This is a genomic window from Hymenobacter baengnokdamensis, from assembly GCF_008728635.1.
Classification (GTDB): Bacteria; Bacteroidota; Bacteroidia; order Cytophagales; family Hymenobacteraceae; genus Hymenobacter; species Hymenobacter baengnokdamensis.
The window spans coordinates 1,184,034-1,209,580 of the sequence record NZ_CP044285.1 but is presented as its reverse complement, the minus strand read 5'-3'; the positions used below and the strand labels follow the sequence as shown (position 1 = coordinate 1,209,580).

General features: G+C 57.7%; 18 protein-coding genes. 4 read left to right on the top strand and 14 right to left on the bottom strand.

Annotated features, from left to right (window positions below):
- Window positions 1-117 precede the first annotated feature (117 nt).
- Both F6X24_RS05130 and F6X24_RS05125 read right to left on the bottom strand, forming a co-directional pair.
- Complete coding sequence (locus F6X24_RS05130; RefSeq protein WP_151086968.1) at window positions 118-3,585, bottom strand: T9SS type A sorting domain-containing protein; 3,468 nt, start codon at window positions 3,583-3,585, stop codon at window positions 118-120.
- Window positions 3,586-3,616: 31 nt separating this feature from the next.
- Window positions 3,617-4,354 carry a hypothetical protein gene (locus F6X24_RS05125; RefSeq protein ID WP_151086966.1) on the bottom strand — a complete coding sequence of 246 codons (738 nt, stop codon included), beginning with the start codon at window positions 4,352-4,354 and terminating at the stop codon, window positions 3,617-3,619.
- A 421-nt stretch (window positions 4,355-4,775) separates the two neighbouring features.
- Here F6X24_RS05125 and porW point away from each other — a divergent pair, with 421 nt between their 5' ends.
- From porW to uvrC, 3 genes are all read left to right on the top strand, one after another.
- Window positions 4,776-7,832 carry a type IX secretion system periplasmic lipoprotein PorW/SprE gene (porW, locus tag F6X24_RS05120; RefSeq protein WP_151086964.1) on the top strand — a complete coding sequence of 1,019 codons (3,057 nt, stop codon included), beginning with the start codon at window positions 4,776-4,778 and terminating at the stop codon, window positions 7,830-7,832.
- A gap of 92 nt (window positions 7,833-7,924) precedes the next feature.
- Window positions 7,925-10,282: a penicillin-binding protein 1A gene (locus F6X24_RS05115; protein ID WP_317132519.1), complete on the top strand. Its 2,358-nt coding sequence runs from the start codon at window positions 7,925-7,927 to the stop codon at window positions 10,280-10,282.
- A 133-nt stretch (window positions 10,283-10,415) separates the two neighbouring features.
- On the top strand, window positions 10,416-12,239 hold the full coding sequence (gene uvrC / locus F6X24_RS05110) for an excinuclease ABC subunit UvrC (RefSeq protein ID WP_151086962.1): 1,824 nt from the start codon (window positions 10,416-10,418) through the stop codon (window positions 12,237-12,239).
- An 84-nt stretch (window positions 12,240-12,323) separates the two neighbouring features.
- Here the strand turns inward: uvrC and porN are convergent, their stop codons facing one another.
- The 10 genes from porN to lipB all read right to left on the bottom strand — a co-directional run bounded on the left by porN (window position 12,324) and on the right by lipB (window position 22,818).
- Window positions 12,324-13,334, bottom strand: a complete 1,011-nt coding sequence (porN, locus tag F6X24_RS05105) for a type IX secretion system ring subunit PorN/GldN (protein ID WP_151086960.1) — start codon at window positions 13,332-13,334, stop codon at window positions 12,324-12,326.
- A 36-nt stretch (window positions 13,335-13,370) separates the two neighbouring features.
- Window positions 13,371-14,972, bottom strand: a complete 1,602-nt coding sequence (gene porM, locus F6X24_RS05100) for a type IX secretion system motor protein PorM/GldM (RefSeq protein ID WP_151086958.1) — start codon at window positions 14,970-14,972, stop codon at window positions 13,371-13,373.
- Between the two features lie 57 nt (window positions 14,973-15,029).
- The gene (gene porL / locus F6X24_RS05095; protein WP_151086956.1) at window positions 15,030-15,842 is read right to left on the bottom strand and encodes a type IX secretion system motor protein PorL/GldL; all 813 of its coding nucleotides are present in this window, start codon (window positions 15,840-15,842) and stop codon (window positions 15,030-15,032) included.
- Window positions 15,843-15,901: 59 nt separating this feature from the next.
- Window positions 15,902-16,918, bottom strand: coding sequence for a T9SS ring complex lipoprotein PorK/GldK (porK, locus tag F6X24_RS05090; RefSeq protein WP_151086954.1), 1,017 nt, complete (start codon window positions 16,916-16,918; stop codon window positions 15,902-15,904).
- A 235-nt stretch (window positions 16,919-17,153) separates the two neighbouring features.
- The gene (locus tag F6X24_RS05085; RefSeq protein WP_151086952.1) at window positions 17,154-18,173 is read right to left on the bottom strand and encodes a PorP/SprF family type IX secretion system membrane protein; all 1,020 of its coding nucleotides are present in this window, start codon (window positions 18,171-18,173) and stop codon (window positions 17,154-17,156) included.
- A gap of 163 nt (window positions 18,174-18,336) precedes the next feature.
- Complete coding sequence (locus F6X24_RS05080) at window positions 18,337-19,161, bottom strand: uroporphyrinogen-III synthase (protein WP_151086950.1); 825 nt, start codon at window positions 19,159-19,161, stop codon at window positions 18,337-18,339.
- Window positions 19,162-19,226: 65 nt separating this feature from the next.
- The gene (locus tag F6X24_RS05075) at window positions 19,227-20,429 is read right to left on the bottom strand and encodes a DUF4271 domain-containing protein (protein ID WP_151086948.1); all 1,203 of its coding nucleotides are present in this window, start codon (window positions 20,427-20,429) and stop codon (window positions 19,227-19,229) included.
- 12 nt (window positions 20,430-20,441) lie between these two features.
- The gene (locus F6X24_RS05070; RefSeq protein ID WP_229725359.1) at window positions 20,442-21,512 is read right to left on the bottom strand and encodes an MraY family glycosyltransferase; all 1,071 of its coding nucleotides are present in this window, start codon (window positions 21,510-21,512) and stop codon (window positions 20,442-20,444) included.
- A 43-nt stretch (window positions 21,513-21,555) separates the two neighbouring features.
- A complete protein-coding gene (locus F6X24_RS05065; protein ID WP_151086946.1) occupies window positions 21,556-21,978 on the bottom strand; it encodes a hypothetical protein in 423 nt (140 codons plus the stop codon).
- Between the two features lie 36 nt (window positions 21,979-22,014).
- Window positions 22,015-22,818 (bottom strand): lipoyl(octanoyl) transferase LipB, encoded by an 804-nt coding sequence (gene lipB, locus F6X24_RS05060; protein WP_394349944.1) that lies wholly within the window; start codon window positions 22,816-22,818, stop codon window positions 22,015-22,017.
- A gap of 143 nt (window positions 22,819-22,961) precedes the next feature.
- Between lipB and F6X24_RS05055 the strand changes: the two genes are divergently transcribed.
- Window positions 22,962-23,321: a YraN family protein gene (locus tag F6X24_RS05055; protein WP_151086942.1), complete on the top strand. Its 360-nt coding sequence runs from the start codon at window positions 22,962-22,964 to the stop codon at window positions 23,319-23,321.
- A 15-nt stretch (window positions 23,322-23,336) separates the two neighbouring features.
- Here the strand turns inward: F6X24_RS05055 and F6X24_RS18890 are convergent, their stop codons facing one another.
- Entirely contained in the window at window positions 23,337-24,452 is a 1,116-nt protein-coding gene (locus F6X24_RS18890) for a toxin-antitoxin system YwqK family antitoxin (RefSeq protein ID WP_191906467.1), read from the bottom strand.
- A 143-nt stretch (window positions 24,453-24,595) separates the two neighbouring features.
- Window positions 24,596-25,414: a cyanophycinase gene (locus F6X24_RS05045; protein WP_191906466.1), complete on the bottom strand. Its 819-nt coding sequence runs from the start codon at window positions 25,412-25,414 to the stop codon at window positions 24,596-24,598.
- Window positions 25,415-25,547 lie beyond the last annotated feature (133 nt).

Sequence of the window (25,547 nt, the reverse complement as noted above, 5' to 3'; positions counted from 1 at the left end):
CTTAATCAGTAGCCAGCGTATAGTCTTTTCGTGACTCTCAGGGTGGACCCGCCTGCCAGCGGCTCAACCCAACTGCCCTACACTTTCTGATGCTCTCCGTTTTAGACATGAAAACGTTTAGCGCTCAATGCGGAGCTGCTGGCGGCCTATCACGGTGCCTTTGCGCACCAGGTGGACGAAATAGAGACCGGCCGGCAGCTGGCGGGTGCTCAGGCGCAGCACGGCCTCGCCGTGGCTGGTTTGCTCGGCCCTGGGTTGGCCGTAGGCATCGAAGAGGCGGGCCGTGAGGGGCGAGGCTGTGGCGCTGGTCGTGGTGGCGGCCGTCAGGTGTACCTCCACGGCGTCGGTAGCTGGGTTGGGATAGAGGGCGGCAAAGCTGGCCCCGTCGTTGAGGCACAAGCTCCCGTCGGGGCTGCGCGTGTAGTAGCTCTGGCTGAGCTGCTGGGTGAGGTCGGCGGCCCCGGCGCAGGTGGCCGGCGCGCTCACCTGCACTTGCAGGGTGTAGGCCTGGAAGGGCAGGCCCGAGACGGTAATCTGGCTCGTGCCCTGGCCAGAGTCGATGGAGCCCTGGCTTACCTGCCAGGTGTAGGGGCCCTGGGTGCCCTGGCTGGCGCTGATGCTGAATACGGCGCTGGTGGGGGCGCACGTAGCCGCCGGGGTACTGCCGTCGTTGATGGTGAGGTAGCCCTGGGTCAGGCACTGCTGGCAGGCCAGGCCGGTCAGGTGCAGGGCGGGGTTGGCAAAAAAGTTGGCCTGTTGGCTCAGGTTCAGCTGCCCGGTGGGGCCGGTTACGAGGTTGGCCGGGTTCTCGATGCACACGTAGCCGCCGGCATCTACCACCAGCAGGCCGTTCAGGTTCAGGGTCGTGCCGGCGCGCAGCACCAGGGTAGCCCCGGCCGCGATGCGCAGCATCGAGCCCGGCCCGATGTCGAGGCGGCTGCCGGCCTGCAGGTCGAGCAGGCTGTTGGCCGCCATGAGCAGAGTAGCTGAGTAGGTCGAACTGGTTCCTACCAGAACTTGCCCGCCAGTATTGACCTGTACCACTGTTGCGCAGTTGCAGGTGTACACATCAAATTTGCCTTGTGTTGGAGCAGACTGTGTAGCAGCAGTCCCACCGCTAGCTGGAAGTGTGCCGTTGTTGAGGTAAAGCTGACCACCCGCATTGACCTGCACGGAAGGTAGAAGGTGACGATAGGGACTGCCATAGTTATAAGCTCCGGTCAGGATTGGCGGCATATGGTGTGACGATTCGCGCAACTCGTTCTGAATCCAGTCACCATTATCGGTCGTGTATGAGGTATTGCCGTTGGGTGAGGCTTGCCCATTGGTTATCTGCACGTGTGGCTCGTTGACGTTATCGGCCGTAAAATAAGCGTCGAAGGCATATTTGGCTCGATTTGGGAGGTTATTCTTAGGAATCTGCTGTTGGACATTGTATGTAAAATCCGGTCGGTTAAACCCGCCGGCATCCTGAATATCGAGGGCGCTGATAGTGGACATGAAGGTGTTGGTTTTCCAGTCGGCGACCAGGGTGCTACTCTCATCATTAGCATCTTTAGCTGTGGTTTCGGAAGAGCCGGGGCTAGTATCGTAGTTGCTCCAGTTGGGGTCAGCGTAGCTGTAGTGCCAGCGGTTGAATAAAGAGATAGCGGTTCGGTACCGGAACACGACGTTGGTGTGGCCCCGCTCCGTCGAGCCGGGTAAGGCAAAGGCATAATTAGGACCTGTGAACAGCCCGGCCCCGGACGTGTGCAGCATCCGCATACCCGGAAACATCCCATCCTGCGGCACTGCTCGCCCGCTGCCGTTGGCGATGGCGACTTTACGAAGTAGGGAAGGGTAGCTACCTGACGACGTCTGCCAAGCCTGCCACTGGGTACGGAAGGGTATGGCACCATCGGCGAAGTGAAACAGGGTCATTTGCATGGAGGCCTCCCGCATCAATTTGTCGCGTACGACAGTTTGCGCACTATAAGAGCGAACCAACACGGCTTGCAGCCGGTCGAACATGTATTGGATACCCAATGGCACGTTAGCTCCCCGGTGCGGAGAGTCGAAGGAGACGTAGAGCTTACTATTGTGGCACAGGCCCTGCTGCTCCATCCACGCTAAGCCAAAGCGGGCTACCTGTCCGCCCATGCTGGCTGCTATCACCAACGTTTCTTCCGCGTCCGTGGTCCGGTTTGCGGGCTGATTTATCCACTGAAGCAACTCGGCGAATACCATTGCGTTCTGCTGAATCAGGGTAGCTCCATCAGAAAAGTCGAGGTATATAAGGTCGTAGTCCCCTCCACCTGCTCCATTCGGAAAACTCTGACTGGCTGGTGCCTGTAATTGGGCCCGCAGCGTAGGGAATTGTTCTAAGCTTTTATAGTCGCTATTGTAATCCACCATTTCGTTCCAGCCGGCGGAGCCATTGCGAAAGCCGCCGCGTTGGGCAATGCTGCCAGAGGTGAAATTAGCCAAGTCAATAGGCCCGGTATGATCCACACTGTAGTTGAAATAAGTGCCCGCGCCGGATTTGTCGTTTCCACCACGAGCATCTTCAAAATCAATGCCTTCTACAAATACCAAGGGACGGCGAAGTCTGCGAGTGCCATCGGGAAGTGGTTTATTATCATCCGCATACTTTATCCATGCGATAGCCGTGGCGTGCCCATTCGGCCCGTACACGCCTCGGGTGGGCGTGAAGCCTGGCCAGGCTCGGCTGGCGAGTACGCCCAGGGCGACATTGGGGGGAATGGTCGTCGGGGTAGTCGCGCCTAAAGTAGTGGCGCCCGTGAGGCCAGTAGTTGGGTTTGTTACCCGTAGCGTTCCGCCCCCCGCAATGCGGGGAGGAGGAATCATAAGAGGAGGGTCGACTTCCATAGCGGGTTTAGAGGTAGCGGGTTTTAGGGTGGCTTGCTCGGTCCCTGCCGTGGTTACCTGGACCTGAATCGTAGTGCCCATCGCGATAGTTCGGCCTCCCCAGCCATCCCCAAAATCAATTGTGACCGAGTTGGGAGCCGGGGTATTACCGAGCCAGAACTCCGGTCCTACATATACACTCAGTACGCTGCCTGTCGCCGTGACTGGCAGCACAACCGAGAAGAACTGGCCAGTAGTGTAGGGACTACGACTCATATCCGGCCCATCATAAACCCGCTCGTTGGTGGAGTCGAGGGTGACGAGTTGATCGCGAGCGGCCGTAACTGCCAACTCATTGTAGCTGTAGTGCAGCATAAGTAAAGGTACTACATCCTGCTGTACCCGTTCGGCAATACTGGCACGAAGCGTGGCAAGGGTGGTAAGCCGGGTGCTGTCGAGGGCTGCGTGATAAAACTCCCAGTATTGCTGCTCGAAACCTTTGTAGGAGACTGAAGTATCACCCAGACCAGCAAAGCGGTGGGGATTTGTGAGAAAGAGCATGCGGTCGAGTAGCACGCCTGTCGAGATGCGACCGGGGGCGAGGCTGCCAAAAGTCACCTGACGCTCTTTCAAAGGATTTCCGACGCCGTCCGATGGTGCGGCCTGGCCCCAGCCACTGTTGCTGGCCCCGGCCAGTAGTGCAAGCAGGAAGAGAAGATGGAGTAGCTGTTTTTTCATACGGAAAAGGAAAAGATGGCAGTGTGTAGAATCAGAAGGCAATGTGTACCGTAATCGTATCCAAAGCAGCTAATTTGATGTCCTGAGAGTATTGTCTTTCAGGACCATCTTTGGGTGTTATCACCCAAATAATTTTGGTCGGAAATCCAGCTTGACAAGGTCTGATGAGGGTAGTATCCCGTGGATAATTTAATTGATCGCCTGGTCCGTCATAGCCAGAGATATGTATTAGGACCTGGCTTTTTGGGGGTTCGTCGACAAGCTGAAGGCGAACCCAGGCCGGGGAGAGCAGGGGAATTACTAAGCCTTCGTTGCTGCGTCCCGCTGTTAAGTAAGGGGCAGCCGCCCAGTCGGTAAAGTAGCCGAGGGGCGCGCTCGCCCGCACTAAGTAACCGGTTTTGCTGTCGGCGTCGAAAGAAAATGAAAAGTGCCCTTGCTTGTCGGCCGCATAGCCAGTGCCGACCGGCACGTACCCTCCCCCACTGCTCGCATGATATACCTGTACCGTAGCCCCGCTAACGGGCTTGAGCGTTTGGCTTTCCACGACCTGCCCAGCAACTAGGGTGGTGCCGGTTGTTGGGTCGTTACTCCGACAACTGCTCAATGGACCGCTACTACCAACGACCAAGAGCCCGCATAGAACTATGAAGAAGGAGCGCATCGAAAAAGCTGAAAAAGAACAGCCGCTTTCTGCCCTAATATCAGGCAGTTGCGGAATAGTTGTAAACGTAAGCTTTTCAGACTCAGTAAGCAACTTCCTGTTCAACATACTCTGACGCTATAAAAAGAGCATTCTTATAGTAAATATCTGACTACAAATAGGTTATGTCTATAATAAACGGACTTTAGGATTGTTATTAAATGAAGTTATTTTTTTATACTGAGTTAATAGAAGTAAACGAGAGCATCAAAAAGTGTGAGGCAGTCGGGGTGGACACTTAATCAGCAGCCAGCGTATAGACTTTCTGTGACTCTCAGGGTGGACCCGCCTGCCAGCGGCTCAACCCAACTGCCCCACACTTTCTGATGCTCTCCATAAGTAGCTGGAGCCGCAGGATGCTAAGGGTTAGATGAAGGTTTCGGGTACGTTGGGCGTAATTTTACGGGTTGCCGGCCGTTAGAGCCGATAGGGCTGAACATTTTGGAAGGCTCCGGGCGTTGCGACTTACTTACCAGACCAGCTTTTAACGTTGAAAATCGCTATTTCCTTGAAATACTATCGGTTTTGGCTGCTGGCCTTGCTGGGCTTGAGCGTGGCGGCCTGCGCCTCGGATAAGTCGCTCGTGAGCCATGCGCTCAATAACGTGGCGGCTCGTGATAACGGCTTCTTTCTGGCTCGTGAGAAGCTGTGGGCCACCGAGGCTACCCTGTATAAAGGCCGGGGCGATGACTACAACCGGGTACTGCCCCTCTACCCTACCCTCGACAGCACGACGGTGCGGGCTACCCGGCCCGACCTCAACGATATTATTAAGAAGGCTTCGCTGCCCATTCAGCACCGCGCCGGCTCTGACTGGACCGATGATGCTTACCTGCTCGTGGGCTGGGCGCGGTTTTATAAGATGGAGTTCGACGACGCGGCCCTGACGTTTAAGTACGTAAACAGCACCAGCCACGACCCGTTTGCCAAGCACGAGGCCCTGATTGGGTTGATGCGCACCTTCCTGATAACCAAGCAGCTCGACAATGCCAAAGCGGTATCGGACCTGCTCGACAAGGAAGTAGGCCTGCCCAAGGATGCGCGCGAGCTGTTTTTGGCCCGTGCCGATTATTATTTGCAGAGTGAGGAGCCGCAGCAGGCCATTGCGCAGCTACAGCGGGCCGTGCCCTTCATTCCGGCCAAGAATGAGCGCTCACGCACGCGCTTTATACTGGCGCAGCTCTACCAGGCGCAGGGCCAGAATAAGGAAGCCACGGCGCAGCTCAACAATATTCTGAAGCATAACCCACCCTACGAGCTCGATTTTCAGGCCAAGCTGCTGCTGGGCCAGGTTTCTGACCTCGACAAGCAAAGCAAGGAGCGGCTCGATAAATACTTTGCGCAGCTGCTGAAAGACCCTAAAAACAAAGAGTACCGCGATAAGATTTATTATGAGATGGCCCGGCTGGCTTATCGGCAGCAGAAGTACGGCGATGCGCTGGCCTTGCTGCGCACGGCGGCCAAAGTGCCATCGCCCAGTAAATCGCAAAAAGGCTATACTTACCTGCTGGCCGGGCGTATCTACTACGAAAACCTGCAGAAGTATCGCCTGGCGGCCGCCTACTACGACAGCACGGTGCAGGCCATGCCCAAGACCAATCCGCTGTTTGCGGCCACGGAAGAACGGGCCGGTATTTTAAAAGAATTTGCCAGGCAGTATACTATCATTGAAACGCAGGACAGCCTGCAGGCGCTGGCTAAGCTGCCGGCCGCCGACCTCGACCAGCGCCTGAATACCTACGCTGCCGCCGAGCTGGAAGCCCGCCGCAAAGCCGAAGCTAAGGCGCTGGCGGCCCAGAAAGCGCTGGCTCAGAAGCAGCAGGCTGATGCCAGCCGCATTACCTCCTCGCCCAGCGCCCTGAGCGGCAGCCAGCGCGACATCAGCAACCCCAACGCCTTTGACCCGACTGCCACGGCGGCCACGGGCGCCCAGTGGTATTTTGATAACCCCAGTACCCTGGGAACGGCCCGAGGCGACTTTATTCGCAGCTGGGGCGACCGCAAGCTGCAGGATAACTGGCGTACCACCAACACGCCGAGCAACTCGCCCAATACTCCACAGAATGGCGGCACCCCGGTGAGCCTCACCGGCAACGACCAGACGCGCGTAAACGGCGGCGCGGCAGGCAGCGCCCCGGCTGCCAAGCCGGTAGTTGACCCGCAGGCCGAGCAGAGCGCGCTTGTGGCTAAGTATCGGCAAAGCATTCCGAGCACCCCGGCCATGCTGCAAGCATCGGACAAGCAGATAGAAGGGGCTATGTATGAGCTGGGCGGCATCTATAAAGAGCTGCTGAAGGAAAAGCAGCGCGGCTACGAAACCTACGCCGGCGAAGTAGCCCGCTACCCGCGCGGCGAGCACGCGCCCGATGCCGATTACCTGCTTTACCTCTATTACAAAGACCTGCCCGACCCGGTTAAGGCTGCGCAGTACGCCGCTGCCCTGCAGCGCGAGTTTCCTAGCTCAACGTACGCGAAGCTTATCGCTGACCCGCTGTACCGCGAGCACGAGCGCGCTCTGCACAATGCCGTGGCGACCCGCCTGGACTCGGCCTTTTCGCTCTATAAGGACCAGTATTTTACCAGGGCGAAAGCCGCCGTTGCCCGGCTCGAGCAGCAGTATCCGAAGAGTGACCTGACCGACCACGTGGCTTACCTGAAGCTGCTGCTGGCCATCCGGACGCAGCCGCCGGCGGCGGTGCGGGCTTCGGTGGCCCAATTCGCCAAGGACTATCCCGATAGCAAGCTGGTGCCCCAGGCCCAGGCCCTGGCTGGCGCGTTTCAGAAGGCAGAGGCCGGGCAGCTGACCGGAGCGCTGGCATCGACCGAAAAGCCGGTTATCTCTCAGTTCAGGCCCGGCGAGGTTGAAAACCGGATGCGTATTCTGTACGGCGACGATGAGTCGCCGGCCGCGCCAGCACCGGCCGAGGCTGTTCCGGTTGCTCCGCCAACGCCTTTAAAAGCCTCCGCGCTGCAGCTGGCTACTCCGGTTGCTAACCCCGATAAAGACTTGCCTGTTAAAGCAGCATTAACCAGTACCCCCAACGCTAAAGAAGCGCCGGGGCTGAAACCCGCGCCGGCCCCTACTCAGCCGACCGCAGCGCCGGGGCAGCCAGCTACCGCACCACCAGTAGCACCTACACCAGCACCAGCGGCACCGGTGGCAGCGCCAGAAGTAGCGTATGCCACACAGCTCAGCGCGGCCCATGCGATAGTGCTGGTGTACCCCAAGGGCAGTGCGCCTACCGCCGACCTGGCCGCCCAGCTTACCGCGTACAACGGCAAGTTTTTCCGGGCCAACAACCTCACGGTGCTGCCGGCCCAACCCCTGGGTGCCGACCAGGAGATGGTAGTGGTCCGGTCTTTGCCAGGCTCCAAAGTGGCCCAGAGCTACGCCACCAAGCTGCGGGGGCCGCAATCACCGCTGTCGCGCCTGCGTGGGCAGGGCTACCAGGCCATTGTCATCAGCCTGGCCAACCTGACGCTGCTGCAGCAGGCCGGTGGCGACCTGGCCGGCTACCAGCAGTTTTACCAGAAAGTTTACCAATAGCACGGACGAGGCATTAAGCGGGAAGAACCAGGACATGCCGCGTGCTTCCGGGTTGCTTATCCTTCCTTATTCCGCCCGCCCAACTCAACAAAATGCCTACATCTTACCCCTCCCCGGCCCGCCCCACCCCTCCAGTTCGCCGGGGTTCACCGCCGCCGGCCCGTAAGGGGCGCTTTCAGGCGTTTATACGCACGATGTGGATGCTGTTTGCGGGTGGTGTGCTGGGCGCGCTGCTCTACATAGGGGCAGTCAGCATCAATTTCATGAATCTGTTTGGGCGCATGCCCAATCTGCACACGCTCGAAAACCCCAAAAGTGAGCTGGCATCAGAGATATACTCGGCCGATGGCGTGCTGCTGGGCAAGTACTTCCGCGAAAACCGTACGCCCGTTGAGTATAAAGACCTGCCCCAGAATGTCATCGACGCGCTCATCGCCACCGAGGACGTGCGCTTCGAGCAGCATTCGGGTATCGACTTTAAGAGCATTATGCGGGCCGTGGCAGGGCTGGGCCGTAGCGGGGGCGGCTCTACCCTCAGCCAGCAGGTAGCCAAGGTGCTGTTTAAAACGCGCCCTGGTGAGGAAAGCAACCTCAACAATGGCACCCTTAATGGCCCCGGCAAGCTGGGCTTGCTCATCACCAAAACCAAGGAATGGCTGCTGGCCATCCGGCTCGAGCGCAACTACACCAAGCGCGAAATCATCCGGATGTACCTCAACACCGTCGATTACGGCTCCAATGCGTTCGGTATCAACACGGCGGCCAAAACGTTTTTCAACAAAAGCCCCAAGCAGCTCACTACGCCCGAGGCGGCCGTGCTGGTCGGCATCGTGAACGCGCCCTCGCGCTTCAGCCCGGCCCTACACCCGGTGCGCTCGAAGCGCCGCCGCAACTGGGTGTTGCGGCAGATGGTTAATGCCAACTACCTCAGCGCCGCTGAGATGGTGCGTGATACGGCCCAGCCCATCAAGCTGCACTACAGCGTGGAAAGCCCGGTGCAGGGCCTGGCGCCCTACTTCCGCACCGAGGTAGCCAAGTACCTGCAAGCCTGGGCCAAGGAAACCGACCACGACCTGTATGCTGACGGCCTGAAAATCTACACCACTCTCGACTCACGCATGCAGACCTACGCCGAGAAGGCCGTGGCCGAGCACCTGGCGTTGCAGCAGAAATGGTTTTCGGCGCACTGGCAGGGCCAGCTGCCCTGGCGCGACGAGAACGGCCAGGTTATCCCGAACTTCCTGGAAACCTCCATGCGCCGCACCCAGCGCTATAAGTCGCTGATGGAGCGCTTCGACGGCCGCAAAGACTCGGTGAACTACTACCTGCACAAGAAGTACAAGATGACGGTGTTTTCGTGGCAGGGTGAGAAGGAAATGCTGATGTCGCCGATGGACTCGCTGGCCTACTACAAGCGCTACCTGCAAGCTGGTTTCATGGCCGTCAATCCGCTCAACGGCTACATCAAAGCCTGGGTGGGCGGGCCCAACTACAAGTTCTTCAAGTTTGACCACGTGCGCCAGGGCAAGCGCCAGCCGGGCTCCACGTTCAAGCCCATCGTATACACGGCGGCCATCGACCAGGGCTACTCGCCGTGCTTCCCCCGGCCCGACGTGGCCACTACTTTCCCCGGCGCGGCGGGCCGCCCACCTTACACGCCCAAAAACTTCGAGGGCGGCTACTCGGGCCGCACCTTTACGCTACGCCAGGCGCTGGCCCGCTCCATGAACTCCATCACCGCCTGGCTGGTGTACAAGCTGGGGCCCGAAACGGTGGTGGCCTACGCCAAGCGCCTGGGCATTACGTCGCCCATCGACCCGGTGCCGGCCGTAGGCTTCGGGGCTTCCGATTGCAGCATCTACGAGCTGTGCGGGGCTTACGGTACGTTTGTGAATAAAGGCGTCTGGACCGGCCCCATTATGGTAACGCGCATCGAGGACAAGAACGGCAACGAGCTTCGCCGCTTCGTGGCTCCCACCAAGGAGGCGCTGAGCGAGGAAACCGCCTACGTGATGACCAACATGCTGCAAGCCAGCACGACCGAGCCCGGCGGCACCAGCACGATTTTGCACACGGGCTTCAATTTTCCGTACCAGATTGGGGCCAAAACCGGCACCACCTCCAACTATTCCGATGCCTGGTTTATGGGCATCACGCCCAATCTGGTGTGCGGCATGTGGGTGGGCGGCGAAGACCGCAGCATTCACTTCCGCACCGGGGCCTACGGCCAGGGCGCCCGCCTGGCGCTGCCGCTCTACGGCATTTTTATGAAGAAAGTGTACGCCGATAAGTCGCTCGATGTAGACCGGGGGCCCTTCCCCGCGCCCGCCGCCCCACTCACCATCGAGCTGGACTGCTCCAAATACTACGGGGGCCAGCGCGATACTATCCCGAGCGACCAGAAACTGGCCCCACCCGTCCTTGACCCACTCGACAAGAAGGACATTTAGCCGGGGCTAGCTACCAGCTTATAGAAATGGCCGGCGCTTTTCGTCGGCCATTTCTGTTAGGATAACTCCTGCGCGTACCTCCGCGTTTTCACTGCGTACCCCTGCGGCAACCTCCCGCCCAACCCGCCCGACTATGGCAGCCAAACCCGAACTACAAGAGCAAATCAACCACCTGCCGCACCAGCCCGGCGTGTACCGCTACTACGACGACGAGGGGATTATCTACGTGGGCAAGGCCGTAGACCTGCGCAAGCGCGTGAGCAGCTATTTTACCAAGCAGGACCATAACAAGAAAACCCAGCAGCTCGTCAAGAATATCAAGCGTATTGAATTTACGATAGTTAACTCCGAGTCAGATGCGTTTTTGCTGGAGAATAACCTCATCAAGCAGCACCAGCCCAAGTACAACATCCTGCTCAAGGACGGCAAAACGTACCCTTACCTGCTGCTAACCAACGAGCGCTTCCCGCGCCTCCTTCCTACGCGCAACAAGCAGCCCGGCGACGGCCAGTACTTCGGCCCCTACGCCAACCAGGGCGGCCTCAATGTGCTGCTTGAGCTTATCCGGGCCTTGTACCCGCTGCGCACCTGTACCTACAACCTGAGCCCCGAAAACGTAGCCGCCGGCAAGTTCAAGGTGTGCCTCGAATACCACATCGGCAACTGCAAAGGGCCGTGTGAGGCGAAGGAAGATGAAATATCTTATAATTTATATATTAATCAAATACGCCAGATTCTCAACGGCGACCTGCGCCTGCCCAAGCAGTACTTCCGCGAGAAGATGACTGCCGCGGCGCAGGAAATGCAGTACGAGCTGGCGCATCAGTTTAAGCAGAAGCTCGACAAGCTCGACGAGTTTCAGGCCAAAAGCACCATTGTCAATGCTTCCCTCACCAATATCGACGTCTTCAGTATCGCCTCCAATGAGAAGGCGGCGTTCGTCAACTATTTCAAGGTGATGAATGGCAGTATCATTCTGACCCAAAACCTGGAATTGACCAAAAAGCTCGACGAGACGGATGCCGAAATTCTGGCCCCCCTCATTATGCAGCTGCGCCAGGAATACGAGAGTGAGGCCAAGGAAATCCTTACCAACGTGCCCGTTGGCGAGCTGCCGCTGCCCGGCGTAGCCGTAGCGCAGCCCCAAATAGGTGACAAGCGCAAGCTGCTGGAGCTAAGTATTAAGAATGTACTATATCTCCGCAAGGAGAAGGAAAGCATGAACGAGAAGAGCAAGGATGTAAACGAGGTGCGCATTATGGAGCAAATCAAAAAAGACCTGCGCCTGACGGAGCTGCCCAAACATATCGAGTGCTTCGACAACTCTAACTTTCAGGGCGACAACCCGGTATCGGCCATGGTGTGCTTCCGCAATGCCCGGCCCAGCAAGAAAGACTACCGCCACTACCACGTCAAAACGGTGGTGGGCCCCAACGACTTCGATACCATGTACGAAGTCATTACGCGCCGCTACCGCCGCCTGGTTGACGAAGGCGCCAGCCTGCCCCAACTGGTGATAGTAGACGGCGGCAAAGGCCAGCTCAGCATGGCCGTGAAAGCCTTGAAAGACCTCAACCTCTGGGGGCAAATCCCGGTTATCGGCATCGCCAAGCGCCTCGAAGAAATCTACGTTCCCAACGACCCGCTGCCGCTCTACATCGATAAAAAGAGCGAAAGCCTGCGCCTCTTCCAGCGTATGCGCGACGAAGTGCACCGCTTCGGTATCACCTTTCACCGCGCCACCCGCGACGCGGCCACGCTCAAAACGGAGCTCACCGATGTTAAAGGCCTCGGCCCTGTCACGGCCGATAAGCTGCTCAGCAAGTTCAAGTCCGTCAAGAAAATCAAAGAGCTAACCGAAGCCGAGCTGGTAGCCGAAGTCGGGAAAGCCAAGGCCAAGGTGCTGCTCAACTACTTCGAGCAATCGGAAAAGCTTACCCCGCTTACTGAACAGTAAAAACCGAACACAAAAAAGGCCCGTGCTGGTAGCACGGGCCTTTTTGTATTCAGTTATGCAGGACAGTCAGCGCAGGCTGAGTTTCTAGAAGCTCCACAGGCTGTACTCGTACTCTACGAGGTCAGCAGCCGTTTGCTGTGAAGCCAGCAAGCCTTCGCGCTCGCTGCCGTACTGCGTAGCCAGGTCGTCGCCCGAGGGATTCGATACTTTTACGATGTACGAGTTGAACAGCCACAGCTCAAACGCATCGGCCAGGTTCTTGTGCTGCGCATCGTTTTGCGAGTTGAACCAAATGGCGCTCTGCGGATTGTTGCGGAATACCTTAACGAGGTCCGAATATTTAAACGTGGCAATGTTCTTTTCCAGGCCAGCCGCGTTGCCGGGCAGCGTAGAAGGCAGCTTCAGCGACACCGTCTTAATCTGGTGGTACATCCGCGAGCGCTTCTTATCAAATATCATCTCCTCGGTCAGCTCCATCTGGTAGAGGTCCTTGTAGCGATACTCAGCAGTGGTAGCAGGTGGGGGCGGCGGAGCAGCCGCTACGGTTGAAGTTTTCACGGTTTTGTACACGTACTTACCGTTCTTCTTCACCGGCTTGCCTTTGCTATCCAGCACCTTTACCTTTTTAGTGGTAGAAGCCGGCGTAGAAGAGGCTACCGGGGCTCCCCAGCCATCATTGGCCGGGGCAACTGCTTTCTTAGCGCCTTTGCCCTTGGCTGCCGGAGCGCCCCAGTCGCCGCCATCCGCATCGGGGCTGATGGGAGCTTCCAGCGCATACGACATGTTGCTCTTAACCTCGGCGGGCGAGAACGTCGACGTTACCGAGTCGTTCTTATAGGCTTGCAGCTCGCCGCGCTTTACGGCCTCCATGATGACCTTGCTGATTTCCTTGCCATCCGAAAACATCGGGCGGTTTTGCTTCTCGCGCAGGTCGATAGCCCGCCAGATGGTTTTGCGAAACATCTGGTCGGAAACCGGAATCTGCCGGATGGCCCCCGTCGTAGCGGTCGAGGTGGCCTGCTCCTGCGCCCGGCCCACCAGCGCGACCATCAGGGCCGCCGCGGTGAAAGGCAATGCTTTGAAATAGCGGGTCATAATAGAATTTTTAAGCTAACGAAATACCTAATTATCTTATTGCAGCGGAATGTTGAACGTACGGGTCATGTTCACATCTTCGGTCTGGTTCTGGAAGTTCATGCGCTGCACGCCCTGAACCTCGATAAACAGACGGTCGCCTTCTTTATAGGCGTTTACCATGTCGCTGAAATCACCCTGCGGACCGTTGATGGTCTTGGGGCCGATTACCGGGCGCTTGCCGCGGGCCAGCACGGCCTGGAAGCGCGATACCCGATAGCGGGCATCTTCGGGCAGGAAAGTGGCAAAGCCGGGGTCGGGAATAGCGCGTAGCGTTACAGACCGAATCTGGTTGCCGGGAGTTCCCTGCTTTTCATTGGCTTCGCTGCCGCCGGTGTAGCACTTAATTGTAGGGTTCGGAATTGGTCGAACCTTGAAGGTCTGCGAGCCAATGGCGTTGCCGCCGCTGCTTACGTTCAGCGTTACCTCGCGGGCATTGGGTACCAGCGTCACGTCACCTTTCTGGCCGTTGATAACCGAAGCACCCGAAGCCGAGAAGCTGGGCTGATACTGCGCTCCCAGGGCTGGCACCTGCACGCTCAGCTTGTTGCCGCACTTGTAATACAGTGCCTGCACCGAAGCCGACTGAATCTGCATTACCGGCTTGGTAATGGTATAAGGTACCGTGACGGCAAAGGTGGTATCGCGGCCGTTCTGGTTGATGCGAACCGTGCCTTTCCAGGAAGCCTTGGCATTACCGTCCTTGTCAAAATTACCGGGGCGGGCCGTAAACTCGACTTTGCCATGCTTGGTAACAGGGTCCAGGGGCAGCGGGCTGCCATTTAAGGTCATGGTCGGCGTCAGGTTGCTGGCCGAGGCGGTCAGGAAAAGCTCCGCCTTATACTTGGTGCCGGCAGCTACTGTGTTCGATTCAGCCGAAGCAAAAGCACCCAGCTTATCGAATACGAGAGTTTTAGCTCCTACTTTGGCAGCCTGAGCCTGTAGGGCATCTGCTTCATACTTCAGCACCTCCGTTTCCTTCTGGCTGAGTACGGCCAGCGCAGCAGCTAAAGGTGTGTTTTCAAAGTTAAGCTCAGCGAAGTCTTTTCCCTTCTGGCCGCTTATATGCTCGTCTTTCGAGTTTTTGATGCGCGCATCCTGGTCCGCATCCAGTGCTAGGGGAGCAGCGCCTGGCACATATTGCTTAATGTAATCCGAATACTTATTCAGCTCACTTTTCAGCGGGTAGGCAAGTCCATTTTTCTTGCCTCCAATCATTATTGGCATTACTTTATTGTTCGCGTCCAAATCCTTGTATTCGGTCGCGCCAGCTGGGTTGCCAGTTCCTACAATAAGCTTTTCCCGCACTCCCCGGAGGTATTCAATCATACTCTTGGTATGGGCACGAATATCTTCGCTTTCCTTAAGTACAGTCAGGTCCTGCGCCTGATTGCGGTTTTTAACCACCGCTGCCTGAATACCTTTTACCGTATTATCAGCTGCCGCGCTTGTTTTACTGCTCACATCAAGCAAGCTATCATCAATAAACTTAAATTTCAGCAGAATTGCTGAGTTAACCTGAAGCGCCAGCAGAGCGGTCAGCACGAGATACATCATGCCAATCATCTTCTGCCGCGGTGTTTCTTTTCCGCCTGCCATCTGCTAGAGATATTACGTAATTGTGGTAGAATAAGCGAATAGGATACTATAGCTCGCTTAGCTAGCGGCACCAGCCCGCATGGCGTTCAGCATATTGCCGTACACGCGGTTGAGCGACGACAGGTTGCCGGTCAGGTCGGCTACCTGGTGCTGGAGGCTTTCGGTGTCTTTGCCAGCCTGCATCATGTTCTCCATGGCTTTGCCCAGCGTACCGTAAAACTGGTTCATCGACTTGAGGTGGGTGTTGGCATCCTGTAGCTCCATCTCGTACACTGCGTTCAGGGCGCCCAGGTTCTTGGTTACGTTCTGCACCTGCAGGTGATACTCTTTGGCATCGCCGGTAGCGTTGGCTAGCGAAGTGATGGCATCTACCGTGTTAGAATAAGCCTTGTTAATACCGTCGAGCGACTGGGCCGCCGTGCGCACTTTCTGGGTGTACTCATCAGTAGCGTTGGTAGCCTCACCGAGCTGGCTCATCTGAGCAGTCGTAGCGCTGAGGCGGTTCAGGCCCTGGCCCAGGTTGGTAAGCGCCTCGGGCGTAACGTTTGCGTTCTTCAGCATATCGTCCAGCTTGCCGGTCAGGCCATTGGGCTGTAGCTGCTTGTTGCGGAAACCGTTCTCGTTGGTCGAGGGGTCGTAGCCTTCGCTTAGCTCAGGGTATACCAACGACCAGTCAGTTTCAGCTTGGTGCGGCTGGAAGGCACTGCAAAGAAAGATGAAGGCTTCAGTAGACAGACCAGCAATAAGCATGGTGTCGGCTCCCTGCCAGTGCTCAATCTTAAATAGTGCTCCGACAATTACAACTGCTGCACCAACGCCGTATATAAACGGCATTACTTTGTCGAAGAAGGGGTTACCTTTAGCTGCCATGATAATTCCTAAAGTAGGGAGTGTGAACTTGGTGAATTGAGGAAGTGGTGTTGAGATGGTTAGTTCAGACCGCGGTTGGTACCCATGCCAATCTGAATCATGGAGCAGCGGAAGCCGATGTAGGAGCGGGCCGAATCCTGGTACTCGAAGTTACGGGTGCCGGTTTCGAGGAAGTACTGAATGTCTTTCCATGAGCCGCCTCGCACTACTTTACGGGGCTCGTTATCATCGGGGTTGGTAGGGTTAAGGTCCCACACTACCGGCACCGAGGCTTCCATATACGCATCATCGCACCATTCCGAAACGTTGCCGGCCATATCATAGAGGCCGAAATCGTTGGGGAAGTAGGAGCCGACCTCCGAGGTATAGGCATAGCCATCGGAAGCATAGTCGCCCCGGCCCGGCTTAAAGTTGGCCAGCATGCAGCCCTTGGTATTGCGGATGTAAGGCCCGCCCCAGGGGAAGGTAGCCCCTTCGCGGCCACCGCGGGCGGCGTACTCCCACTCGGCCTCGGAAGGCAGGCGGAAGTTCGGGTACGGCGCGTCGCCGCGCTCCTCGTTGGTAGTGTTTTTATACTTGGTGCGCCAGTTGCAGAAATAGCGGGCCGCAAACCAATCAACGCCCACTACCGGATAATCGTCGAATGCCGGGTGCGAGTAGTAGTATTCCAGCAGAGGGTCACCCATGTGGTAGGTAAAGTCACGCACCCATACAGTAGTATCAGGATATAGCTCCGTTTTGATATAATCCTCCCCCAGCGCTTCTACCGAGTCTTGCATAATAGCGTTCACGAACTGCCGGTATTCGTTGTTCGTGATTTCGGTTTCGTCCATGTAGAAGCCGGCGATAGTCACCTGCTTATTCATGTTTACCATCGAAGCCGAGATATCCTGGTCGGTCTGGCCCATGTGAAAAGTTCCACCTGGGCAGGGTACCATTCCGAAGGGCACTTCCTGCGGGTTAAAGATGGGCCGGTCGTCAGTGCCCACCAAGTCGCCCTGGTAGTTCTTCGTAAAACAGCCACCTAGAAATACCCCCGATAAGGCTAATAGGGGTAATACCAGAAATTTTTTCATAATAGAGAGAAAGAACTAATTTATAATCAGGCTGCGATTGTGGCAAGTTGTGTAATTACTGGCAAATCTACGTTATTCCAAGTGGTTGCGCAATACGGCACAGACGCGTTCACGTTGTTATTCGTTCAGCGGCGTGAAAAAGGCGCTTAACGACCCTAAAATACAATTTAACAGCCCCAAAATTTTCTACTTATTACCGCCGGCTGCTAGCCGGTATCGCTTCTGACAAGCCTGACTAGAAGCTATAGCGGGGGGTTCGGATGGCAGGACGGGTAAAGAGCACGGCTTTGGGCAAACGAAGCGAAAGTAGTATTTCGTGTGAGCTGAAAGCGCGGGCCGCCTGGTCGAAGGCAATGAAGTCGAAAGCGTAGCCGATACGGTAGCGGTTGTCGGCGCCAAAAGCGTAGCCCAGCAGGCCCGATATTGACTCCTGCTGGCGGTAGTTAAGACCAGCCCAGAACTGGTCGTTGAGCGTAGCCCGCACCCCCGCTTCCACGGAGTAGTTGTGCTGGTTGTCGTACTTGGTGGCAGCATCGTAGTTGCCTGGCAATACGGCTTTTACTAATACCGTAGGGGTCACCGTAACGCTGGAGGAGGCCTCGATATTGTATCCGGCCGTCAGGTATGCGTGATTCTCGCCGAGTACCTGAGAGGTATTCTGGTACCCAATAATTTTACCGCTGGCATCGCGAATAGCACTTTGCAGGGTATACGTCTGCCGGAACAGGTTATTGGCGCTGAGACCCGCGTAAAATTTGGGCGACTCATACCAAAGCCCGGCGCCCGCATCAAACTTATGGTCGGAGCCGCTTTCGGGCACGAAGGGGTCGGTCGGGTCATTTGGCCGGTAGCTGCCCTTGCTTAAAAACGTAAAAATCCCCTGCACGCCAATACCCAGCTGCCCGGCTCCCAGCTTTACGTGCTGCGAGTAGGAAAGCGTAGCATTCGTCATCTTCGTAACGGCTATCTGGTCGTAGTATACTGCCAGGCCCACGCCGCCATTAAGCGCAAGCACCGGCACTGAAGCCGATACCATGCCCGTGCGCGGCGAGCCGTTTTCGTCGTTAAACGAGTTGCCCAGGTTCAGGTATTGGTAGCGCCCGATAACGTTTACTTCCGTCTGCCCTTTGATACCGGCGTAAGCCGGATTGAGGTACATGCCATTGAGGCCGTAGTGCGTAAACTGTGGCTGTTGCTGGGCCAGGGCGGGCACAGCTGCTGCGCTTAACAGCGTAGCAAGTAAGTATCCTTTCATGGGGCTACGAAGAAAGGGAGCTGGAAGGGAGATACAGGGAGGCAACAGGCATAACAACCTACGTTCAAATGTAACTACTAATTTAGCCCCTTACGCTACCTCCCGGCAAAAGAAATGACCGGCCACGGCGGGCAGTCGCTCCTTGCCAAACCGGTCTCCGGCGCTAGCTACCCGACCGGTCTGTGCCGGCAGTTATACCGGCCTCAACGGCGTGCTTTCGAATATACGCCTCAATAGCGCCCGTCATGGACGGGGCATTGGGCATAGGAGCCTCAATATCAAGGATAAGGTTGGCATCGCGCACCGCTTTGGCCGTAGTAGGGCCAAAGGCAGCAATACGCGTACCGCCCTGCACAAAGTCGGGAAAGTTTACAAACAGCGAGCTGATGCCGGAAGGACTAAAAAATGCCAGGCAATCGTACTTCACGTCCGACAGGTCGGATAAGTCGCTGGCCACCGTGCGGTAAATAACGGCCTCCGTAAACTTGAGGTTGTTGGCGCGCATAAACTCGGGCAGGTCGTCCTTGCGAATGTCGGAGCAGGGGTAAAGGAATTTCTCACCCTTGTGCTTTTTAATGACTTCGAAGAGGTCGGCGGCGGTGCGCAGGCCCACAAACAGCTTACGCTTACGCAGCACAATGTATTTCTGCAGGTAGTTGGCCGTCTGGTCTGAAATACAGAAATATTTCATTTCAGCCGGCATTTCCAGCTTCGCCTCCTGGCAGATGCGAAAGAAATGGTCTACGGCATTCCGGCTGGTAAAGATGACCGCCGTATGCTCGGCGATGTTGACCTTATCCTTACGAAACTCTTTGTAAGGAACCCCCTGCACATCGATAAACTCCCGAAAATCGACGCGAATGCCATACCGCTCGGCCAGCAAGGAATAGGGAGAAACGTCGTTGGCCGGTTTGGGCTGGGTAACCAGAATGCTGCGAATGGGCTGGGCGTGCCGGTCCAGACCCGGCTGTACTGCGCTCTCGGCCATAGAAAGAAGAAAAGGTAACGCTAGAACTATAGAAAAAAGAGGGCCTGGCCAGTACGGAACGCCGGTCAGGCAGGATACGTAAACACAATGACTTTCAATAATACTACCAGGGGCAGTACTTCGGTAGCACAAAGGTACGCGAACAAATGAAGATTAAGCAGCGAGGTATGCTGGTGCAGCGTACGCCCCACCCGCAGCACGGTTGCGCTGAGCAGCAGCAGCACGCAGCCATTGGCTACCCAAACAATAGCGGGCCAGCGGACGTTCAGTGCCAGGTACAGAAGCAGTACAAAGGGCACCAGCAGGCCCAGCAGCAGGGTTGTGCGCAAAAATTCGCGGTAGTGCAGCGTTACGAGGCCCCGCAGGTCAAAAATATAGCTAAGCAGCTCTACCAAAACATATTTACCTAACACAAAGGCGAGTATCAGCCCGGTGTAGAGGGAGATGCGGGCCGCCAGGGCCGACTCGGGTACCTTGAGTACCTGCTGGAGCAGGGGCAGGCTGGTAAGGTCGGTATGCAGGGCCGTGAGGAGCAGCGACAGGGAAAGCGCAAAGAGAAAAATCAGCCCCAGATTGAGCCAGGTAAAGGCTGGCCTTACCAGAAAGCTCTGCGAATCAATCGTGCTGCTAAAGAAATCTTCTACCTGCAGCAGCCTGGCCAGGCCGGCCGGATACGTGGCCCGCACGATTCCGTAGAGCAGCGCCACGGCCATTAATAGTAAAATCAGTATGTTCTGACTGGCCACCAGCGGCAGACGTAGCAGCACCTGGCCGGGGGCTACCAGCGCGGCAACCGGGGCAGCCGCAGGCGGGGCCGGGTCGGCCGTAAAAGTGCTCAGGGCCGGATAACCTTCGGGCTGCCATACGGCGAGTAGGTGCGGGCCGGGCCGGGCAGCCCGCGGCGCCTGCGCTAAATCAATGGTATAGCGCCCGGCGGAGGGCGCCGTAAAAATCAGCTGGTTATCGAGAAACAGGCTGAGGCCGGGCGCGGCGGCAAAAGACAGCGGGAAAGGCCGCCGGGGCGACAGCCGCAGCCACTGGTAGTAGGCATGAGCCGGCGCATGGTAGCCGGGCAGGTACAGGATGAGCCGGTTGCCGGCCGCATCGTAGAGCAGCCAGTTGTCGGCGGCTAGGCTGGTGGGGGCGGCCGGGGGCAAGGGCCGGTACTCGGCGGCCGCCAGGGGCCGCACGAAGTGCCCGACGAGCAGGAAGCTCATCAGTAGCAAGCCGGCCCGGTACCGGCAGCGGATAGAGAAGCCAGCAGCCACGGTAAAAGAAGGTCAGGTAGAAGCTACCTGCCGGCGGGCGGCCCGGCTTTGATATACGCCCAGGAAGACGCTCAGCACCACGGAAAAGGCGACCAGGATGCCAATAAGCGGCAAGTTGCCGAGGGTATAAAAATTAATTACAAATAGTATAACGGTTATATTAAGCAACCCTAGCAGAAGCACCGTGCTAATCTGCGAAAAGCCCATTGCCAGGATGCGGTGATGGATGTGGTTTTTATCGGGCGCAAAAGGGGAGCGGCCAGCGGCCATGCGCAGAATAAAGACGCGCAGGGTATCGAAAAGCGGCACAAACAGCACGCCAAACGTGACGGCCGGTGCTACATTGTCGAACGGCTGCCCGGTATGGCTGCCCAGCTCGATAAACTGAATGGCCAGAATGGAAACGATAAAGCCGCAGACCAGCGAGCCCGTATCGCCCATGAAAATACTGGCCCTGTGAAAGTTATACCGCAGAAAGCCCAGCATTCCACCAATGAGGCAAACCGATACAAAAGCGTAGTTGCTAAAGGCCGGGCCACCGTAGCGGTAGAAGTAATACCCAAAGGTGCCGCTGAGAATGAGCACAATAGTGCCCGCCAGGCCATCAAGGCCATCGATAAGGTTGATGGCGTTGGTGATACCCACAATCATGACGAAGGTAAAGGCATAGCTAACCCCCACCGGGAGCGTATAGATGCCCAGAATACCCTGAAAACTGGTTACGCGCACATCAGCCATTATCATCACAACCCCCGTAGCCAGGAGCTGGCCCACAAATTTTTTCGCCACCGAGATGGTAACCAGGTCGTCTTTCAGGCCAACGAAGAAGAGAATAACGCAGCCGGCCAGCAGCTCCTTCACCCCATTAGCAAGCGGCGCAAAAATGGTGAGGGCCGACATAAAGCCGGCAAACACCGCTACTCCGCCCAGGCGCGGGGTCAGGGATTGATGCACGGTACGGCCATTGGGCGTATCGAGCAGGTTTTTGAGGTGGGCAATGTGCACGATGGAAGGCACCGCGAACATGGCAACCAACAAGGCCCACAGGCCGGCCAGCCCCAGGTAAATACTAAAATGATTCATTGAGCGGATAAAGCGCAGCGTAAGCTGCCTGAGCGAGATAGAGTTAGCCGTGCAGCACGCCGCTGCGGCCGGGTAGCAAGTCGAGCCGGCTCAGGTTAGCTGCCATGATAGAATCGGGAACGAAGACAAATTTCTTATCAAAAATCCGGCTGCCCTGGTAATAGCTCAGCCAATACTGGTTGGTGAGGTGAAATACGGCGGGGTCAATCAGCTCGACCGGGGTAGCCGAATGGGGGCCAACGCAAGCAAAATGGTAGCGCAGCGTAGACGTGCGCACGGCCTCGCCGGTGGGCTGGGTGCCGTAGCCGTCTGAGCTGATGAGGACATTTTCGAGCGTAAAGCCATTGTTATTAAGCAGGTAGACCGTCCAGGTTGGCTCACCAGTCGTGCCAAAGGCCGCCTCATCGTCGGGCACAATGGCAATGGATACACCTTCTACGGGGTCAAAAGGAATATCTTGTTTCATAAGCTGAAGACGAGTAAGTAGATGGGCATCTGGGTGCTAAAGCGCTTCTACTGCCGCAAACTGCTGCAACAATCCGGCCAGCAGGCGCTCCTGCACCTCGGCCAACGGCACGGCGTAGCCCAGCTCGGCTTGCAGCGAGGTAACGGCTTTGTCGGTAATGCCGCAGGGCACAATGTAGCCGAAATAGCGCAGGTCAGTATTCACATTAAGGGCCAGGCCGTGGAGCGTAACCCAGCGGCTGCACCGCACGCCCATGGCGCAGATTTTGCGCGGGTTGGCGGCACCCGCTTCCCAGTCGAGCCACACGCCCGTGAGCCCGGCAATGCGGCCGGCGCGTAGCCCATAGGCTGCCAGCGTCTGGATTACCGCTTCTTCCAGTGCCCGCAGATACCAGTGGATATCGGGGCGGAAGTTTTCGAGGTCGAGCACAGGGTAGGCAACCAGCTGGCCCGGCCCATGAAAGGTAATGTCGCCCCCCCGGTTGATGCGGTGAAACGAGGCTCCGTGGGTTAGCAGGGCCGCCTCATCAAGCAGCAGATGCTCGGGCTTGCCGCTTTTACCCAGCGTATAAGTGGGCGGATGCTGGCAGAACAGCAGGTGATTGGGCGTAGGCTGAGGCAACTCGCCGCGCGCCTCGGCCTGGCGATTGGCTGCTTTAATGGCGAGGGTATCGGCTAGCAGCTGCTCCTGCAGCTCCCAGGTGGGCACGTAGGGCACCAGGCCCAGGCGCTGCACCCGAATGAGGCGCTGCCGGCCCGGCACCGGGCTGGGTGGGGCAGCGGCCGTCGGCGGCGAGTCGACTGGCGCAGTGTTTATACAATCCGAATATATATTCATAATTCAACGACGAATAAGCATCATTTAGCGGGGCAAAGTTACTTCGCGCCAACTAGTTTAACTTACGCACCAGATTGAACCGGGACTGTACTTAGTACCTGCACTCGCGCCTAGGACGCCTTCACTATATAGCTAATCAAGTGCTTATGTCGACTGCTGCGCAGGTGCTGGGGCAGGCCGGGGAGGCGGCGGCGGCCGAGTTTTACCGGGGGGCCGGCTACGAAGTAATTGCGCAAGGCTACCGGCATAGCCGGGCCGAAGTAGACCTGATAGTGCGCCAGGGCACGGCGCTCCTGGTATTTGTAGAGGTAAAAACCCGTTCGGGCGGGCAGTACGGCTCACCCGAAACCTTCGTATCGGCGCGCAAGAAAGAGCTGTTTCGCCTGGCGGCCACGCACTTGCAGGAAGAGCTGAGCTGGCCGGGAGATATTCGCTTCGATATTCTGGCCCTCACGCCGCTGCGCAGCGGCTTCCGAATCGAGCTGTTTGAGGACGCTTTTTACTAGCTTGCGCGGTGCGCATCAGGGCGTGGTTGTGCCGGCTGGGGCGGCCGAGCCGGGCGGCGTGGGCGAAACGGGCGGCGGCGTGGCCGCCGGGTGGTAGCCGGGGCGGCGGTCCTGGGTTTTGCGCACGGGCGGGCGGGGCGCGGGTACGCCGCGGCTGCCGGGGCGGCGGGGGTCTTTGGCAGGGGTAGCGTCGGGGTCGGCCTCGTTGCGCTTATCGATATTTTTTTCCTTGTCGTAGATAACCGAGCCGCCGTGGCTGTATTCCCGAATCAGCTCGGGCTCTTCTACTTCGGGCTCGTAGCCCGAATCCCCGTACTGGTACACGTAGTGCCGGTAGTTCTTGTAGTCCCAGTAATTGGTCCACTCCCCTACCCGGCGGCCATTCTCAAACTGGCCGGTCCACTCGCGCTGGCCGTCGTTGCGATATTTTACGTAATCACCTTCCAGCTTGCCATTTACGTAAGGCACTACCTCCTTGAGCATGGTATTGCCGGCGTCGTAGTAGCTGATGTTAGCATCGCGCGGAAAGCCCATCTCGTAGTGGGTTTTGGCCAGCAGATTGCCTTTGCTATCAAATTTTTCCCAGCGCAGGTGGCGGGTGCCGTTGGCAAAGTAGCCGGTTTCGAGCACCTTGTTGTTCTGCATTTTCTTGTATGGGCCGTGCAGCACTTTGTCGGTGGCGGGGTTCAGTTCGCCAACTGCTTTAAAGATGCGGTGCTTTTTGGCGCTATAGTAGTAGCGCGCCGGCGCCATCGGGTCGGGCTGCTTGAAGGTTTTGAGAAAGTAGAAAATCTCGATAATCTGGTTGCGCCCCTTTGGACCCGACTTCACATAGGCTTTCTTGATACGCTCGCCCAGGAATATTTTCTTCTTGATGGGCTTTTTGCGCTGAGTTGCTTTTTCGGCATCCTTGGCCGCTTTTTCTTCAGCTTTGGTCAGCACGGCTTTCTTACCCGCAATGCTCAGCTTGGGCGCTCCCTTGCGGGTGGTAGTAGTGAGGGTGTCGCCGGGGGCGATGAGCGCCCTCACGCTGTCATCGCCGGGCCGCGAGTTGAACGACACCGTTTTGCGGGTGCAGGCCACCACGAGCAGACCCAGCAGGCCGAGCAGCCAGAAGCGAGAAAAAAGCAAATACATGGAATACAAGTTTATCCGGCAGTCCAACGCAAAAGTATTGGTTTTTGGTGCCCTGGGGCAGGGCAGCACGCAACCCGAACGTATTCACCGGGCGGAGCCAGAGCCGGGCGGCCGCGAAAGGGGCAGTGACTTACTCTTCACTGGTTGCTATTCAGCGCAATAGTGTCGCCGGCAACCAGCAGGCTAACCTGAAAACCCTGGCCGCCAATGGGCTGGCCCGGTGGGCGGCCGTGATAGTTGGTGGCCGTGAGATGCCGCCCATCGACGAGCACTACTACCTCATCACCAAACACTTCGGGCGGCTGGCCGGGCCGGAAGATTATGCCGGTCTCCTCGCTCAGGCCCAGGCCCAGCAGCTGCGGGTGGGCCAGCACGGCGTGCAGCAGGCGCGGGTAGCGCGCCCGCTCAACAAAGTGCTGGTCAATCAGCAAACCGGGCAAAATAGCCAGGGCCGGAATCACTTCTATGCCCCCCGCCAGCAGGCTGCGCCAGCCCCGGCCGCCTACAATCATATGCGCCCCCAGCGCGGAGGCGCCCGCGCTGGTACCCGCCAGAATGAAGCCCGCCTCGTGCCGGCAGCGCTGGCGCAGCACCGCTAAAAACTCGGTGCCGAGCAGCAGCTCCGTCAGGCGCTCCTGGTCGCCGCCCGTCACAAATACAAGTGCCGCGGCGCGCAGACGAGCCAGGGTGGCCGGCGCATCGGCAGGATGGTCTTCGTCGACCTGCAGGTGGCCGGCCTGGGGGCAGCCCAGCTCGGCCAGCACCCTGGCATAGGCCGCGTGCGTGCGGGCCGGCTTTTCTACGGTAGCGGTGGTAAGGATTTCGATAGCCGCCGTGCGGGTGGGCAGCAGCCCGGCCAGCAGCGCCAGCGTGGGGTCGTCGTAGCCGCCACCCAGCACGACAATAGTGCCCTGGGGCGTAGTGGCAGGGGCAGGCAAGGGAGCAGCGGGAGTCAAAACAGCAAACAAAAGCAGATACAGCAGCGAAGTACGCCAAAAATGCCGGTCGGGCTGCCAGCACAGCGCCGGTTCGGGCGTAATTTTGCCCGGCCACCCCCTCTTGCCTAGCGAAACAACGACCCGCCCAGCC